At 66.5% G+C, this 16,178-nt stretch carries 19 protein-coding genes; 10 read left to right on the forward strand and 9 right to left on the reverse strand.

All coding sequences use genetic code 11. The features are described from left to right. Positions 1-20 precede the first annotated feature (20 nt). Positions 21-719 carry a response regulator transcription factor gene (locus ACFWU5_RS17110; RefSeq protein WP_194826060.1) on the forward strand — a complete coding sequence of 233 codons (699 nt, stop codon included), beginning with the start codon at positions 21-23 and terminating at the stop codon, positions 717-719. A gap of 3 nt (positions 720-722) precedes the next feature. Then, positions 723-2,030, forward strand: coding sequence for a sensor histidine kinase (locus ACFWU5_RS17115; RefSeq protein ID WP_379246421.1), 1,308 nt, complete (start codon positions 723-725; stop codon positions 2,028-2,030). Here ACFWU5_RS17115 and ACFWU5_RS17120 read toward each other — a convergent pair whose 3' ends face one another. Beyond that, the gene (locus ACFWU5_RS17120; RefSeq protein ID WP_379267883.1) at positions 2,031-2,579 is read right to left on the reverse strand and encodes a GtrA family protein; all 549 of its coding nucleotides are present in this window, start codon (positions 2,577-2,579) and stop codon (positions 2,031-2,033) included. Positions 2,580-2,618: 39 nt separating this feature from the next. Between ACFWU5_RS17120 and ACFWU5_RS17125 the strand changes: the two genes are divergently transcribed. Then, positions 2,619-3,842, forward strand: coding sequence for a 5-(carboxyamino)imidazole ribonucleotide synthase (locus ACFWU5_RS17125; protein WP_379267884.1), 1,224 nt, complete (start codon positions 2,619-2,621; stop codon positions 3,840-3,842). A gap of 95 nt (positions 3,843-3,937) precedes the next feature. Beyond that, positions 3,938-4,444, forward strand: coding sequence for a 5-(carboxyamino)imidazole ribonucleotide mutase (gene purE, locus ACFWU5_RS17130; protein WP_379267885.1), 507 nt, complete (start codon positions 3,938-3,940; stop codon positions 4,442-4,444). 46 nt (positions 4,445-4,490) lie between these two features. Here purE and ACFWU5_RS17135 read toward each other — a convergent pair whose 3' ends face one another. From ACFWU5_RS17135 to ACFWU5_RS17150, 4 genes are all read right to left on the reverse strand, one after another. Next, the gene (locus tag ACFWU5_RS17135) at positions 4,491-5,057 is read right to left on the reverse strand and encodes a PIN domain-containing protein (protein WP_379267886.1); all 567 of its coding nucleotides are present in this window, start codon (positions 5,055-5,057) and stop codon (positions 4,491-4,493) included. Beyond that, positions 5,057-5,515 (reverse strand): excisionase family DNA-binding protein, encoded by a 459-nt coding sequence (locus tag ACFWU5_RS17140; protein ID WP_379267887.1) that lies wholly within the window; start codon positions 5,513-5,515, stop codon positions 5,057-5,059. The genes ACFWU5_RS17135 and ACFWU5_RS17140 overlap by 1 nt, the downstream gene beginning before the upstream one ends. A 100-nt stretch (positions 5,516-5,615) precedes the next feature. Continuing rightward, positions 5,616-6,446, reverse strand: coding sequence for an alpha/beta fold hydrolase (locus tag ACFWU5_RS17145; RefSeq protein ID WP_379267888.1), 831 nt, complete (start codon positions 6,444-6,446; stop codon positions 5,616-5,618). A gap of 14 nt (positions 6,447-6,460) precedes the next feature. Beyond that, positions 6,461-7,393 (reverse strand): alpha/beta fold hydrolase, encoded by a 933-nt coding sequence (locus ACFWU5_RS17150; RefSeq protein ID WP_379267889.1) that lies wholly within the window; start codon positions 7,391-7,393, stop codon positions 6,461-6,463. A gap of 85 nt (positions 7,394-7,478) precedes the next feature. Here ACFWU5_RS17150 and ACFWU5_RS17155 point away from each other — a divergent pair, with 85 nt between their 5' ends. Next, positions 7,479-8,060, forward strand: a complete 582-nt coding sequence (locus ACFWU5_RS17155; RefSeq protein ID WP_379267890.1) for a TetR/AcrR family transcriptional regulator — start codon at positions 7,479-7,481, stop codon at positions 8,058-8,060. Between the two features lie 9 nt (positions 8,061-8,069). Here the strand turns inward: ACFWU5_RS17155 and ACFWU5_RS17160 are convergent, their stop codons facing one another. Then, positions 8,070-9,035: a hypothetical protein gene (locus ACFWU5_RS17160; RefSeq protein WP_379267891.1), complete on the reverse strand. Its 966-nt coding sequence runs from the start codon at positions 9,033-9,035 to the stop codon at positions 8,070-8,072. Beyond that, entirely contained in the window at positions 9,032-10,069 is a 1,038-nt protein-coding gene (locus ACFWU5_RS17165) for a hypothetical protein (protein WP_379267892.1), read from the reverse strand. Before ACFWU5_RS17165 ends, ACFWU5_RS17160 begins: the two co-directional genes overlap by 4 nt. A 123-nt stretch (positions 10,070-10,192) precedes the next feature. On the opposite strand from ACFWU5_RS17165, the gene ACFWU5_RS17170 reads away from it, so the two are divergent. The 3 genes from ACFWU5_RS17170 to ACFWU5_RS17180 all read left to right on the forward strand — a co-directional run bounded on the left by ACFWU5_RS17170 (position 10,193) and on the right by ACFWU5_RS17180 (position 13,122). Beyond that, positions 10,193-10,852 carry a TetR family transcriptional regulator gene (locus ACFWU5_RS17170; protein ID WP_379267893.1) on the forward strand — a complete coding sequence of 220 codons (660 nt, stop codon included), beginning with the start codon at positions 10,193-10,195 and terminating at the stop codon, positions 10,850-10,852. 169 nt (positions 10,853-11,021) lie between these two features. Then, positions 11,022-12,179, forward strand: coding sequence for an acyl-CoA dehydrogenase (locus ACFWU5_RS17175; RefSeq protein ID WP_379236675.1), 1,158 nt, complete (start codon positions 11,022-11,024; stop codon positions 12,177-12,179). Positions 12,180-12,483: 304 nt separating this feature from the next. Beyond that, a complete protein-coding gene (locus tag ACFWU5_RS17180; protein WP_379267894.1) occupies positions 12,484-13,122 on the forward strand; it encodes a hypothetical protein in 639 nt (212 codons plus the stop codon). A 1-nt stretch (position 13,123) separates the two neighbouring features. On the opposite strand, the gene ACFWU5_RS17185 is transcribed toward ACFWU5_RS17180, so the two are convergent. Next, positions 13,124-13,408, reverse strand: coding sequence for a GNAT family N-acetyltransferase (locus ACFWU5_RS17185; protein ID WP_379246445.1), 285 nt, complete (start codon positions 13,406-13,408; stop codon positions 13,124-13,126). Positions 13,409-13,426: 18 nt separating this feature from the next. After that, positions 13,427-14,800 (reverse strand): FAD-binding oxidoreductase, encoded by a 1,374-nt coding sequence (locus tag ACFWU5_RS17190; protein ID WP_379267895.1) that lies wholly within the window; start codon positions 14,798-14,800, stop codon positions 13,427-13,429. Between the two features lie 350 nt (positions 14,801-15,150). Between ACFWU5_RS17190 and ACFWU5_RS17195 the strand changes: the two genes are divergently transcribed. Together ACFWU5_RS17195 and ACFWU5_RS17200 are read left to right on the forward strand one after the other, a co-directional pair. After that, entirely contained in the window at positions 15,151-15,459 is a 309-nt protein-coding gene (locus tag ACFWU5_RS17195) for a hypothetical protein (protein ID WP_379246449.1), read from the forward strand. A 229-nt stretch (positions 15,460-15,688) separates the two neighbouring features. Next, positions 15,689-16,177 carry a GtrA family protein gene (locus tag ACFWU5_RS17200; RefSeq protein ID WP_379267896.1) on the forward strand — a complete coding sequence of 163 codons (489 nt, stop codon included), beginning with the start codon at positions 15,689-15,691 and terminating at the stop codon, positions 16,175-16,177. The last annotated feature ends 1 nt before the right edge of the window (position 16,178 follow it).

The raw sequence follows: 16,178 nt of genomic DNA on the forward strand, positions 1-16,178 counted from the left end.
GAAACGCTTAGCCTGTGCACATGACCGCAGTACTGCTGGCCGAAGACGACGAGGCGATCGCCGCACCCCTGTCGCGCGCGCTGGGACGTGAGGGCTACACCGTCACCGTCGAACGGTTCGGCCCCGCGGTACTGCGCCGCGCCCTCGAAGGCAACCACGACCTGCTGATCCTGGACCTCGGCCTGCCCGGCATGGACGGCCTCGAAGTGTGCAGGCAGGTGCGTGCCAGCGGCGCCGATCTCGCGGTGCTCATGCTCACCGCCCGCACCGACGAAGTCGACTTCGTCGTCGGCCTGGACGCGGGTGCAGACGACTACGTGGGCAAACCCTTCCGGCTGGCCGAACTGCTGGCCCGCGTGCGAGCCCTGTTGCGGCGCAGCGGAATCGGCGACGACGCCGTCGAAGTCGGCGCGATCCGACTCGAACCCGCAGCCCGGCGCGTACTGGTCAACGGCGCCGAAGTGAACCTGGCCAACAAGGAATACGAGCTGCTCAAGGTCCTCATCGACCGCGCCGGTCAGGTCGTGTCGCGCGAGACCATCCTGCGCGAGGTCTGGGGCGACGCGGACCTGCGCGGTTCCAAGACCCTGGACATGCACATGTCCTGGTTGCGCCGCAAGATCGGCGACGAGGGCCCGATGGCCGAGCGACGCATCGTCACCGTGCGCGGGGTCGGGTTCCGGCTCAACACCGACGGACCCACCTCGCACCGAGGCTGACCGGTGCGCCGCCGCATCCTGCGATCGATTCTCACCGTGCTGACCATCACCACGGTGGTCCTGGGCGTACCGCTGATCTATACCGCGTGGCTGTGGGTCGAGGACATCACCCGCAACGACCTGCAGAGTCGGCTGGAACAGGTCGCGGCGGAGGTCATCGCGCAGGAAGGCGGGGACGGGATCGTGCACAACGGTCTCGACGTGCGGGCCATGCGCGCGCTGATCCCCGAGGGCGGCAAACTCACCATCGTCTACCCGGCCCCGCACGACAACGCCGCCCGCGAGGACCTCGGCGTCGACGAGGTACCCGATCCGCTGATCGAATCACTGTCGATGGGCACCTCCGGTTCGCTGCGCCTCGAGGTCCCCGCCGGGCCGATGCACTCGCGTCAGGAACAGGCGGTGGCCGCGGTCGCGCTGGCCGTGCTGGCCTCGCTGGGCGCCGCGTTCTCGGTCGCGGTGGTGACCGCGCGCCGTGTCGCGGACCCCCTGCGCGATGTGGCCGCGCGCGCCGCCCGCCTGGCGATGGGCGACTTCCGCCCCGACCCGCGCCGCCACGGCATCGCCGAACTCGACCGCGTCTCCGACGTGCTCGACTCGGCGACCGTGGAGATCGCGGGCCGTCTGCAACGCGAGCACGCGCTGGTCGCCGACGTCTCCCACCAGCTACGCAGCCGCCTGACCGCCGTTCGCCTACGCCTGGACGAGCTGTCCACCCACGCCGATCCCGAGGTCGTCCACGAGGCGGAGGAGGCGATGGCGCAGGTCGACCGGCTCACCGAGGCCATCGACGACCTGGTCCGCGCCTCCCGCGACGAGGACGCCAACGACCGCGACCCCGTACCGGTGATGGCGGAACTGCGCGGGGTGGTCACCGAATGGACCCACCCGTTCCACGAGACCGGCCGCGAACTACAACTGCTGGGCGACGAATCGCTGCGCGCCCCGATCACCGGTTCCCGGCTGCGCGAGGCGGTCGCGGTGCTGGTCGACAACGCGCTCATGCACGGCGACGGCACCTGCACGATCTCCGTGCGCACGGTCCCGACGATGAGTTCGCGCGACCCGCTGATCTGTGTGGAGGTGTCCGACGAGGGGGAGGGGGTGCGCGACGAACTCGCGCCGCACATCTTCGATCGAGGATTCTCCGCGGGCGGTTCGACCGGTGTGGGTCTTGCCCTGGCTCGCGCGTTGGTCGAGGCCGATGGTGGTCGACTCGAGTTGCAGCGGCGGCGGCCCGCACTGTTCGCGGTGTTCCTGGGTTCCAAACTCAACCGGCCGCAGAACGCGACGTTGACCGAGCCGCGCTGATCAGCTGTGGCCGAGGTGCTCTTGCTCGCCCTCGATGAGGTCGTCCAGTTCCGCCTCTAGCTCGTTCATCTCGTCGGGGAACACCCAGCGCTTCATCGCCCAGAACCGGAACGCCATCTGCAGCAGGTTGCCGATGATGAACGCGCTGAAGAAGTCGGCCAGGTTCGCGACCAGGAAGCTCACATGGGGTTCGCGCAGGTCCAGCACATAGATCGAGATCCACAGCGGGATGTTGGCCAGCACCACCCCGATCCCGCTCACCCCGAAGAACAGCGCCGCCTCGTGATGTCGCTCCCGGCCGCCCCGGTTCTTGAACGACCATTCCCGGTTGAGGATGTAGGAAGCGATCACCGCCACCACGCCCGAGATGATCTTGGCGGTGAGGGGCTTGTCGGACAGAACCGTCCATTTCAGGAGGTAGTACAGACCGCTGTCGATCACGAACGTCGTGGCTCCGACGAGGGCGAACTTGATCAGCTCTTTGTGCTTGATCGCGCTCGCACGCATGCGCGGGGGAAGGACGTTGACCACGTCGTCGACGATTGACACGAGTTCTGAGTGTACCGGTCGACGACTTCGGCTCTCGACATGACAACATTGTCCGACGTGACCGCACGCTCATTCGATCCGTCAGCCATGCCCACCGTCACCATGATCGGTGGAGGCCAGCTCGCGCGCATGACGCACCAGGCGTCGATCGCGCTGGGCCAGCGTCTGCGAGTGCTCGCGCAACAGCCCGACGACCCGGCCGCGCAGGTCACCCCCGACGTGGTGTTCGGCAGCCACGACGACCTGTCCGCGCTGCGCGAGGCCGCCCGCGGTTCGCACGCGCTGACCTTCGACCACGAGCACGTGCCCACCGAACACCTCGAGGTGCTGGTCGCCGAGGGTGTGAACGTGGCGCCGCCACCGCGGGCGCTGATCTTCGCGCAGGACAAGCTGGCCATGCGGCGGAAGCTGTCTTCGCTGGGTCTGCCGGTGCCCGCGTTCGTCGAGGTCGACGCTGTTTCGGACGCGGTCGCCTTCGGTGACGAGCACGGCTGGCCGTTCGTGTTGAAGGCGGTGCGTGGCGGTTACGACGGGCGTGGCGTGTGGATGCCCGCCGACGCCGCCGAGGCCACCGAGCTCGTGTCCGACCAGCTCGCGCACGGCGTGCAGTTACTGGCCGAGTCGAAGGTCTCGTTGAAGCGTGAGCTGTCGGCGATGGTCGCGCGATCCCCGTTCGGACAGGCGGCGACCTGGCCCGTGGTCGAGACCGTGCAGCGCAACGGCCAGTGCGCCGTCGTCATCGCCCCGGCCCAGGACCTCGACGAGGACTTGGGCGCGCGCGCCGAGACCATGGCGTTGGAATTGGCCGCCGGGCTCGGTGTGGTGGGAGTCATGGCCGTGGAACTGTTCGAAACCCACGACGGCGAACTGCTGGTCAACGAACTCGCCATGCGCCCGCACAACTCCGGCCACTGGGGCATGGACGGCGCCCGCACCGGCCAGTTCGAACAGCACCTGCGCGCGGTCCTGGACTACCCCCTCGGCGACACGTCCCCGCTCGCCCCGGTGACGGTGATGTCGAACATCCTCGGTGCGGCGGAGGCTCCCGAGATGTCGATGGACGAACGCCTGCACCACCTGTTCGCTCGCATGCCCGATGCAAAGGTTCACCTCTACGGCAAGGGTGAACGCCCCGACCGCAAGATCGGCCACATCAACATCCTCGGCGACGATGTCGTTGTGGTGCGCGAGAAGGCCGAGCGTGCGGCGCACTGGATGTCGACCGCGGTGTGGACCGACGGTTGGGATCCACACGGGGAGTGAAACCCATTGTCCCGCAAGTGTTTTCGACGCCTGCGGGAGTCGGCGCAGTAGAGCCTCGAAACCGCGGCGTCAGCCGCCAACCCTAAGGAACCCACATGAGCACCACTGGACCCCAGGTCGGCCTCATCATGGGCAGCGACTCCGACTGGCCCACCATGGAAGCCGCCGCAGAAGCCCTCGCCGAATTCGGCATCCGCTTCGAAGTAGGCGTCGTCTCCGCCCACCGCACCCCCCAACGCATGCTCGACTACGCCCGCGAAGCGGCAGGCCGCGGCCTCAAAGTGATCATCGCCGGCGCGGGCGGCGCAGCCCACCTCCCCGGCATGGTCGCGTCAGCCACCCCCCTGCCCGTCATCGGCGTCCCCGTCCCCCTGAAATACCTGGACGGCATGGACTCCCTCCTCTCCATCGTCCAAATGCCCGCAGGCGTCCCCGTAGCCACCGTCTCCATCGGCGGCGCCCGCAACGCAGGCCTACTGGCAGTCCGAATCCTCGCCACCACCGACGAAGCCCTCCGCACCCGCATGGAACAGTTCCAAGCCGACCTGGAAAAAATGGTCCTGGCCAAAGACGAGGCCCTGCGCAACAAACTCCTGGGCTGAGATGATGTCGCCCCGTCGCGAGCCGACGAGCGGGGCGCATCAGAAGTCAAGCACCACGACGTCCCTCACGTAGAGCTGCCACGGCCTCGACCAACCCTGCGCGTTCGAGTTCGTCGAGCACGTCCTCAGCAGTCTCTGGCGGATTTCGTCTGGAATACGCGATTTCTTGGACGCAGCCCCAGACAACTCGATCGTCGAGGTCGATGAGGTCCAGCAGGAAATCATCCGGACTCTTCGCTGCGATGTTCCAGCCCGCGATGTACTCGTCGGGAAAGTCCTTCAGGTTGGACGTCACGATTATCTGAGCGCCTGCCCTGATAGCGGCGGCAAGGACATGGCGGTCGTCAGGATCCGGTAGTTTCAGGTTTTCGACAAGCGGTTCGTACCCCTCGATTCGGCAGTCGGGAACCGCAGTGACGATCATCTGCCGCAATTGTGCGATCTTCTCGGCAGCGATGTCGGGCCGCTTGGCGGCGAGGCTACCCAGCGCCTCGTCGAGGATCCGGTCCGTCCATTGGGCCCGGACAACTTTTGCGCGAGCCAAGCGGATGAATAGATCGCGAACTGCGTTGCCATACAGGACATTCGCGTCATAGACCACGATGAATGCCATCAGAGGTCGAGTTCCTGCCCGAGGCGGGTCAACTCATCTGCGGCCGCGCGGCTGGTGGCCTCGCTGCGCTGGGCGTACACCTTGAGGTCATCGAATCGGACCCGGCGGTGCCTGCCGACGAGGCGATAGGGGATCTCGTCGTTCTCCAGCAGTCCCACCAGATACGGCCGCGAGACGTTCAACATGTCGGCGGCCTGCTGCGTGGTCATCTCCGCATGTGAGGGGACCACCGAAACGCCGCGGCCCTCTGCCGCCTGCGCCAAGATGAACGCCAGCAGGCTGACAGCTTCCCGCGGCAGTGCCAGCGCCTCGTCACTACCGATCTCTCCGGTGACCGGAATGATCTCCTCGTCCGGGTGGCGCATGAGGTAGTCCTTGATCCGCCGCATCGCTCGGTCGGCGACGGCCGCATCGATCGCACCGGGTTCGGTGCGCTTGGCCGATTGGATCCCTGACATCGTTGCCTCCTTCTCGGTAAGCCGTGGCTTTCCGACACCGATTGAACCGCTATTCGCAGTGTACGAAATATTCGAAGCAAGCGAAACCTGGCCGGCTGGATCAGTCGAGGAAATCCCGCAGGATGACGGCGACGGCTTCCGGCGCCTCCACGTGTGGGGAATGCCCTGCGTTCTCGATGATGGCGGTGCGTGCGCCTGCGGCGGAGTAACGCGCGATCGACGGTGCACAGGCGTACATCTGGTCTCGGCGGCCGTGTATTGCCATCACGGGCACGTCCAGGCGTTGGATCCGTGCGTCGAGTGGGTCGACGGCCAGTTCCCGCGCGCGGTCGACGAGCGCGAACCTGCCTATCGACGGGGTGAAGGCGCGGAAGTCGCGTACGGAAATTTCGGCGAAGCCGGGTATCGAATCGAACCGGAACCCCGGGGCGAATCCCTGTTTCGAACCTAGTCTGATGGCGAATGCTGGCGCTCGTTGAGCGATCCTGATCAGTGACGGCCGGGAGAGTGCGATGAGGCCGGCAGGGTAAGTGGCGCAGCGGAAGTCGGGCGCCTGGTCGATCAGTACGACAGCATTCGCGCGCCCGGCCATAGCCAAATCGATGGGGATGTCGGTGCCGAAAGAATGTGCCACTGCGGAGATTTCGGCGATTCCGAGGTGATCTAGCACCTCGGTGACCATCGCGACCTGGTCTATGCGCCCGAGCCGTTCCCACCCACCGGTTGCGCCGTGTCCACGCAGGTCGATTCGCACAATGCGATAGGTGTCGCACAGCAGCGAGGTGAGCTGGTCGAACCATTCCAGCGAACACGGTGAGCCGTGGATGAGGAGCAACGGCGGACTCTTCGATGGTCCATCCAGTCGCACGCGCACCGGCCCGTGCTGCAGGTCAAGGATCCGATCGGTCGATTCGTCGACCGTGAAGCTCATGGTGACAGTCCTTTTCACGGTGTCAGGAACTCGACGAGGGTGGTGACGACCGCGTCGGGCCGGTCGACCTGGACGAAATGGGATGTGCGGTCAACGCGCACCATTCGTACGGACGGCAGGCGCTCTGTGAGTGCGTCGGCCACCCGCGGCGACACGATCGGGTCGGGTTCGGTGCCGTAGACGGCGAGCAGCGGAACCGGGAAACTGTCGAGGTCGGCGAGCGTGCGGCCGAGAGCAGCCAGGTCGGCGGGGCGAAGGCCGTCGCGTAGGTGCCTGACGAAGGCCCGTGAGCCATCGGGGCTCGCCAGCGCCGATCCGTACTCGCCCGCCTCTTCCAGCGACTTCACCGTCTCGTCGAAATAATGCGTTCGGTGGTGCGCCCATCGGTACGGCTGTCGTCGGATGTAAGCCGCGAGTCCGGCTGCGACACCGGGCACCGCCAGCACGGCGGCGAGCGCGCGGTGTTTGACCTCCGGCAACAGTGGCGAATGCAGGACCACTACCTTCCGGAACGAGTCGGTGCAGTCCAGCGCGCGATGCATCACGGGCAACCCGCCGAGCGAATTCCCCACCACCGCACAGCCTTCTATGCCCAGGGCGCCCTGGAACTCGCCCAGCCATTCGCCGATCTCGGCGGCGCGAAATGTCGCATCCGGGGGAGCCTCGCTGCCACCGCAACCGGGCAGGTCGACCGCCACGACCCGAAAGTGTTCGGCGAGTTCGGTTATCACGTATCGCCACGAGTAGGACGTGGTCATCAGCCCGTGGACGAGCAGCAAGGGCGGCCCGGTTCCGCTGGTGCGGTAGCGAATTCGAATCCGTCCGTACCTGGCGGAGTCCATCGGCAGGTCCATCGCGGGTAGCTGGAAGAACGAATGTGAACGAGCGGGCCGGGCGGGCAGATCCCGAAAGCGCGCTTGGCGAAAGGGGGTGGGCTGGACGGCCATCGAAGGCTCCGATCCTCTGCTATCGTTCGTTCGAACGAACGAGACAACGATAGCGCGATTCGAGTCGCCGAGGGAAGCGAGACCCATGTCACAATCGGAGCCCACTCGGGACCGCATCATCGGTGCGGTCGTGCGAATCATGGGTGCCGACGGCGCGGCAGCGGTCACCAATCGGCGCATCGCCACCGAGGCCGGCATTTCGCTGGGCACCCTCACCTACCACTTCGCCACCCAGCGTGACCTGGTCGAAGTCGGCATGGCGGCCTTCGTCGCCGAGGAAACCGTCAAGTTCACCCAGCTCGCCGACCGCGCCGCCGCAGGCGAGATCGACCTCGCCCAGGCCGGTGAGATCCTCGGCGGCATCGTCACCGACACAGGCTTCGGCGGCGACCACATCGCATGGTTCGAACTCTTCGTGCAGGCCGCCAGGCATCCGGCCCTGCATGGCGCGACAGCTGAATTCTTCGAAACCTACGACCGCCTCGCCGTCTCTGTTCTGCGGGCACTCGGTGTCGCCGATGCCGAATCGGCGGCCCCGCTGGCAGTCGCGACACTGGTCGGGCTTCAGCTCCGTCGCCTCGCGGGCGGCGGTTCGCCGGACCAGGTCGTCGCAGGCATGACGGGGCTGGTCGCCGCGTTGGCGGAGCGGCCCAATTCGCCTGGCTGAATCGTGTGACTATGCGGCGCGATACGTCTTGACCGCCGCCACCGCGATCTCGCGAATGGTGGCACAGCCGTGCCCGTGCACAGTGATCACTTCGACGTAGGTGTCGGATTTACCGTCCCACCCGATCCGGGTGAACGGCTTGTCGATTCCGACGAAAGCCGTGACCTCGCAACGATCTTCGCTGCCTGAACTCTCGTAGGCGGGGATACCGGCAAGCTGGAGCTGGCGGGCGGACAGCGGTGGGGCGTCGGCAATGACGCGGCTCATCGTGATGGTGTTGACCACGTACCGGTTGCGATCCGCGCGTGTGCGAACCCCGAGCGAGTAGTCACAGGTCGAGGGGTTGAGGCCGATCACCGACAACGTCTGTTCGGCCGGGTAGAGCGTGTCGAGGAACGAGCACGGATCCTTCAGCGGCGTCTTGCGTTGGCCGGGTCGGTCGAGCAGCGGCGCCGACGCTTCGACGACTGCGCGCAACTCGGCACAGGGATTGCTGCCGACGACGCCGGAAGCGAAGTACTGGAATGCCCGTTCCTCGTTGTAGGCGACGGTGATCGAGCAGAGGTTGTCACCGGTCGGCACGGTCCCGACGCGGGTGCCGTAAGTGGTTGTGTTACTCGGGAACACGGGCATCGTCGACATCGATACAGACAGGCTGACCACGGGACCTGTTCGATCGGAGAGCAGAACCTCGCAGTCGCCGAGTGATTGTTGCGGGCCGGCATAGGTCACGTTTCCGAGCGCGCTCACCGCAGTCATATCGATGACCGAGCATGGATCAATCCGTCGGGCGGCGTCCTTCTCACTCAGCGCGGTGATCAGGGCGGGGTCGGGTTTGCCGTTGCTGTCGACCAGCGAACCGCGATAGCGGGCACCCTCCGGGGTCGCGAGGCCGTCGGTACGGAGACACCCGGACAACAACAGCACCGCGGCCAGACACCAAGCGCCAGCTGCGATCGTCCGCCGCGTGCTCATGCGGTGGCCCCGAACAGTTTCATCGCGACCGGCCGCAATTGCTCGGTAATCGAGCACAGGCCGGAGATTCGGACAGTCGGCTGAACTCTGGCGCCGGAAATATCCTCGCCGCCGATCGACGGATCGAGTTCGCGTCCGGTAGCGAAGGTTTCGACGCAAGTCGGGGGAGGGATTGTCTCGTCGCGATAGATCAGCACGGGAACACCCTCCACATCGATCAGATGATTCGCGGCGCCGAACGGCTGCAGCGGCCGTCGGGTCAGGTCCAAAGTCACTGATACTGCCTCTGCCCTATCTCGTTGTCCGGCGACCATGAAACTGCAACGGGTGGGGTCGAATTCGGCATTCAGCAGGGTCAGCCGCACCTGGAGAGGGAGCACGGCAACGATTTCGCAGGGGTTGTGGCGCATCAACTCGATATCGGACACGGGTGTGGCCGCCGCCGAGCGTCGGGGGATCTTGTCGCTGCGAAATGCCTCGACGATCTCGGCGACGACCTCCTCGGCAAGGCTGCAGCCGAGTTCGGACGACTCGAATCCGGACGAGGAGACGGCTCCGTAGGCGAGGGTCGGGATCTCGACCACATCGGGCTGCCCGGCTCCCGGGGTGGTCGCCGGAAACCGCAGCGGCACCTTGAAGGCGCAATTGCCGTAGCTGTTGGGGCCGGTGGCCACGACGGTTTCCCCCGCGATTTGCCGGGTCGGCTCGGCGCTCTGCGGCGGATTGTGGTCGAGATCGATGTAGATCAACGAAGGATTTCGCTCGCCGTTGGGGGTGAACCTGACCGCGCACTCGTCGATCTGTGTGCTCGGTCCGAGCGCGGAGATCACGCCCGATGCCGCGAACCGCTCCCGGTCGACGAACCCGCACGGATCGACCGATCGAACCTGGTCGAGCATGTCGAACGTGCCCTTGTCTGCGGCCGTGACCGGTATGCCGAACGCCGTCACCGGGCTCGGCGCCGTATTCGGCCCCGCCGTACCCGGGATCGTGGCCGAGCAACCGCTGACGATGGTGACCGCCACTGCCAACATCGACAGACAGAACCGTGACTCCACTGTGCCCCCACTACTTTCGGACCTCTCGCACCAGACGATACCGACCACCGACTCGGCCGAGTCTCGCCCGCCGGTACCCGGTGGCTACGGTTACATCCCGTGGCACACGATGACGCGGCGCAGTTTCGGCTTACGGTGGTTGATCAGGCGTTGCGGTTGTTCGCTGAGCGGGGGTATGAGGCGACGACGGTGGATGAGATCGCGGTGGCGGCGGGGATTTCTCGGCGGACTTTTTTTCGGCAGTTCCGGTCGAAAGAGGATGTGATCTTCGCGGATCACGAGTTCCAGTTGGCGTCGGCGGAGGAGTTTCTGGCCGGGGTGCAGGGGGATGCGTGGGATGCGGTGTGTGAGGCCGTGATCGGGGTGTTCGAGCGGTTCACGCAGTGGCGCGAGATTTCGGTGCGGCGGTATCAGGTGGTGCGGCGGGTTCCTGCGTTGCGGGAGCGGGAGATCGTCACGGTGTTTCGGTATGAGCGGTTGTTCACCGAGTTCCTGCGCGGGCGGTTGCCCGAGGTGCCCGACCTCGCGCGCGTGCAGTTCACGGCCGCGGTGACCGCTACGCACAACTATTTGTTGCGTCGGATGGTGCGGGGTGAGTCCGGTGCCACGGTGGCGGATCTGCGTGCGGAACTGGATCTGATTCCGCGTGGCAGGCGGACGCAGACCGAGCCCGAGCAGATGGTGGTCGCGGTGTTCCCGCGCGACATGCCGCCGCGCAAGGTGGCCGATCTGCTCACCGCCCGCCTCGGTAGCCTGTGAAGGCAACCCGAGCCACGACGCTCGACGGTGACACTGAGTGCCACGGGTATATCCGCATGTAGTGGCAAAGTGCCGCGCGTATAATCCTCGGTAGACTGGCACTGCGTGCCGACGCAAGACGCGCTGTGAGCCCGCAGCGATCACGACCACGACCAGGAGTGTGCCCCCGATGGCCGGTAACCCCGATTTCGACCTGTTCAAACTCGAGGACTTCCACGACGAGCTGCGCGGCGCGATCCGTGGCCTCGCGGAGAAGGAAATCGCTCCGTACGCCAAGGACGTCGACGGCAACTCCCGCTTCCCGGAAGAGGCGCTGACCGCGCTGAACGCCGCGGGCTTCAACGCCGTGCACGTGCCCGAGGCCTACGGCGGCCAGGGTGCCGACTCGGTCGCCACTTGTATCGTGATCGAGGAAGTCGCCCGCGTCTGTGGCTCCTCCTCGCTGATCCCCGCCGTGAACAAGCTGGGCACCATGGGCCTGATCCTCAACGGCTCCGAAGAGCTCAAGACCAAGGTCCTGGCCGACATCGTCAACGGTGAGATGGCCTCCTACGCGCTGTCCGAGCGTGAGGCCGGTTCCGACGCCGCCGCCATGCGCACCCGCGCCAAGGCCGACGGTGACGACTGGATCCTCAACGGCTCCAAGTGCTGGATCACCAACGGCGGCAAGTCTTCCTGGTACACCGTGATGGCGGTGACCGACGCCGACAAGGGCGCCAACGGCATCTCCTCGTTCATGGTCCACAAGGACGACGAGGGCTTCGTGGTCGGCCCGCTCGAGCACAAGCTGGGCATCAAGGGTTCGCCGACGGCCGAGCTGTACTTCGAGAACTGCCGCATCCCCGGCGACCGCATCGTCGGCGAGCCCGGCACCGGTTTCAAGACCGCCCTGCAGACCCTCGACCACACCCGCCCGACCATCGGCGCGCAGGCCGTCGGCCTGGCCCAGGGTGCCCTGGACGCCGCGATCGCCTACACCAAGGATCGCAAGCAGTTCGGCAAGACCATCGCCAGCTTCCAGAACACCGAGTTCATGCTGGCCGACATGGCCATGAAGATCGAGGCCGCCCGCCTGATGGTCTACACCTCCGCCGCCCGCGCCGAGCGCGGCGAGAAGAACCTCGGCTTCATCTCCGCCGCCGCCAAATGCTTCGCCTCGGACGTGGCCATGGAGGTCACCACCAACGCCGTCCAGCTCTTCGGCGGCGCGGGCTACACCACCGACTTCCCGGTCGAGCGCATGATGCGCGACGCCAAGATCACCCAGATCTACGAAGGCACCAACCAGATCCAGCGCCTGGTGATGGCCCGCAACATCCTGCGCTGATCTCCACCGCTACACCCGTTTTCCGCGGCCCCTCGAAGTCTTCTTCGAGGGGCCGCCCCCGTTCTCGGGTCGAACCGTGCGTGGGCCTTCCGGGCCGGGAAGCGAAACTTGTGCCCGGCGAAACTGGGCTGCTGACGTCGATATTTCGGGAATCTTTGGTAGATGGCATGACTCGGCGCGAGGGGCCGCAATCGTGGGTCGGGGACCACTAGCGTGATCGGCCGAGTGGCTCGGAGATGCTGGGCCGTGAGGTGGTTCGAGGATGACGGTGGTTTCCGCGGTGCGGCGTGGTTGGGGTGCGGTGGTGCTGGTCGGGGTGATGCTCGCCGGTGCGGGGTGTGCGCAGGAGAGGCCTGCGATTGTCGCGTTGAAATCGTTGCCGCGGCTGGTGGAGTATCCGGCGGGGTATGAGATGCCGAGTAAGCCGGAGAGTATTTCCGCGGATCAGCCGGGTACGGCAGTGCCGCTCACATTCACCGACGAGAGTTGCCGGTCGCTGATCGAGAATCCGGTGGGGGCCGGGGCGAAGGAGTCGGTGACCTCCGGAACCAACCCGGCGGTGTTTCTCGTGCAGATCGTCGAGTCCGATCTGGCGGTGGCCGAGTTGACCACGCTCGCGCAGCGGTGCGCCGATGTCGAGGCGCGCACCGGGACCGGCAACACGTTGCGCATGAAAGTGACGGCGATCGAACCGCCGAAAACCGTTGCCACGCAAAGCGTTGCGATTCGAACGGCCGGGACCCAGGAGACGCGTGTCGGCGACGCACCGCCGAAGCAGACCCAGATCGGCCAGCAGCGCTACGTCGCCCGCGTCGGCAAGTACGTCGTCTCGGCGCTGGCGATCCTGCCCCCGATGCCCGAGGAGGGCTTGGCCGCCGAGATCGGCGTGCTGGGCACTGTCTTCCAGATCGCGGTCGACCGACTGACGCGGGAAACGCGGTGAATTACGCGACGAGTCCGGCGTATTCGGGGTGCTCGACGATGTACTTCTCGACGTACCAGCAGGTGGGGATGATCTTGTAGCCGTGTTCGCGGGAGTCGTCGAGGCCGTATTTCACGACCTCCGCAGCCACGCCGCGGCCCCGGAATTCGGGGAAGGTCATGGTGTGGTGGAAGTCGCGGACCTTGGGGTCCTCGCGTTCGGCGTAGTCGGCGTATCCCGCGAGGACGTCGTCGTGGTAGATCTCGTAGCGGGTGTCGGCGACGTTGTGCTCGAGCCTGGTGGTCATAGGTCGATGCTAGTGCGGTTACAGCACGGCGCCGGGGTTGAGGATGTTGTCGGGGTCGAGGGCGTGTTTGATGCGGCGGGTCAGGTCCATCACGTCGGGGCCGACCTGGTCGGGCAGCCAGGCCTTTTTCAGGCGGCCGACGCCGTGTTCGCCGGTGATGGTGCCGCCCAGCGCGATGGCCAGGTCCATGATCTCGCCGAAGGCGCGGTGGGCGCGGGCGGTGTTGTCGGGGTCGGTGGGGTCGTGCACGATCAGCGGGTGGGTGTTGCCGTCGCCCGCGTGGGCGATGACCGACACGAGCACGTCGTTGCGTTCGCCGATGGCGGCCACACCCGCGATCAGGTCGCCGAGACGCGGCAGTGGCACGCCGACGTCTTCGAGCAGCAGCGGCCCGATCTTCTCCACGGCGGGAATCGCGAAACGTCTTGCGGCGGTGAAGGCCTCACCTTCGGTGGGGTCGGCGGTGTGGAAAACCTCTGTCGCCCCGGCCTTCTCGCACAGCCCGACCATCACCTCGGCTTCGTGCCCGGCGAACTCACCCGGTGCGTCCGAACGCGCGACCAGCAGCGCGGCGGCGGTGCGATCCAACCCCATGCGCATCTCGTCCTCGACCGCGTTGATCGCCACGGTGTCCATGAATTCGAGCATGGCGGGGCGCAGCGTCGAGGTGATCGCCAGGATGGCGTCGGTGGCCGCGGCCAGCGAACCGAAACTCGCGACCACGGTCGACTGCGGCGGTTGCGCGGGCAGCAGTCGCAGGGTGAGTTCGGTGATCACGCCGAGCGTGCCCTCACTGCCCACGAACAGTTTGGTCAGCGACAACCCGGCCGAATCCTTCAGCCGCGGCCCACCCAGCCGCACCGCGGTCCCGTCGGCCAACACCACCTCCATGCCGAGCACGTAATCGGTGGTCACGCCATATTTCACGCAGCACAGCCCGCCGGCGTTGGTCGCGGCATTGCCGCCGATCGAGCAGATCTCGAACGACGACGGATCCGGCGGATACCACAGCCCTTCCGCCGCCACGGCCCGCTTCACCTCCGCGTTGAGCAGCCCTGGTTGCACCACCGCGATCCGCGTCACCGGGTCGACGCTGATCTCACGCATCAACTCGGTACTGAGCACGATCCCGCCCTCCACCGCGGTCGCCCCACCCGACAACCCCGTCCCGGCCCCCCGCGGCACCACCGGCACCCGATGCTCCGCCGCCCACCGCACCGTCGCCGCCACATCGGCAGTACTGCGCGCCCGCACCACCGCCACCGGCATCCCCGCATCGGGATCGCGCGCCCAATCCTGCCGATACCCCGCCAACAGATCGGGATCGACGACCACCGCCCCGTCCGACACAACGGAAACCAACGAATCCAGGTCAACACCGCGCGCGTCCACCCATCCACGCTAACCCGCCCACCCCCGCCCCCGTGGGCACTCTGCGCTGGTCATTTGATCACCACGCTCTCAGCGTGGAAATTCGGCCGAAATACCTCCGTGAGCGCGTGGTGATCAAATGACCAGATGTGATGTGTGTCCGAACAAGGGAATTTGCGCATCACTGTGATCTGGCGCGCCCGGGTGGTGTATACGGCGTCCAATCCGTAACAATGCCCGTACGTGGTGGTTTCGATGGTGAATTAGGCCGCCGCTCAGCGTGTTTCGAGTTCCGCTCCACGGTGCGTGTATCACGCACCGGTCATGCGACGTCGTTGCGCCGCACCATGTTTCGCGAGGAGGGACCGTTGATGACACAGCCGCAGGATCGTAGAGAGATGGTCGGCGCCCTGTTGGCCGCCGAGCTCGCCGACGCGGGGATCGACGCCGACGCGATGGGTCGGGTGTACTCCGGCGTGCACGACGAGTGGCTGGACGCGTTGGAAGCGACCGGGATGTTCGGGGTGCGCGCGATCGCCGCGATCGCCGAGAGCTGGGCGGCGGACCCTCGGGTGCTGCGCGACGCGCTGCTGGTCGAGGCCGACGAGTTCACCCGCCGGCGTTGTCTGTCGGCTTGGACGTCGTTCGAGACCCGGCCGATCGCCGCGGTCGGCCGCTGACGGTCCCCGGCGGTCACTGCCAGTCCCCGGCGGTCGCTAACGCTCCCAGTCAGTCCCCGGCGGTCGCTAACGCTCCCAGTCAGTCCCCGGCGGTCGCTAACGCTCCCAGTCAGTCCCCGGTCGGTCGCTGACGCTCCCAGTCGGTCGCCGTACTGGGGGTGCGAACGCCCGGCCCACCCGTTTGCCGTGTGCTCACCCGGACTTCACCTGCCGCTGGCAGGCTGGCGGCGTGGAGCATCAGGCGAGTGTCACCGAGTCGCCGGCCGACCGATTCACCCGATGGTGCGAGGCGGTCGTCGCGCGCCTGCCGTGGGGACTGGACCGGTACGTGCCCGCGACGTTTCTCGGTTTCGCGCTGATCAACAGCTTCACCTTCGCCGTCGACCTGCTGTTGCTCACGTTTCTGCGCAGTGGCCTCGGGCTGGCCGTCTGGTTGTCGATCACCCTCGCCTACATCGTCGCGTTCGGCCTGGCCTTCGTGCTCAACCGGACCTTCAACTTTCACTCGCACGCCCCGATGGGCAGACAGGCCGCGGTGTACGCGGTCGTGGTGGTGGTGAACTATCTCGCGTTCATCCTCGGCGTCGGCTCGGGCCTCGCCGCGCTCGGCCTGCAGTATCACGTGGCCAGGCTGGTCGCGGGCGCGTGTGAGGCTGTCTACATGTACAGCGCGATGCGCTGGATCGTCTTCCGCCGCAAGTCTTCCGTCGCGGCGTGAC

The sequence above is a fragment of the Nocardia sp. NPDC058640 genome, from assembly GCF_042716995.1.
GTDB lineage: Bacteria > Actinomycetota > Actinomycetes > Mycobacteriales > Mycobacteriaceae > Nocardia.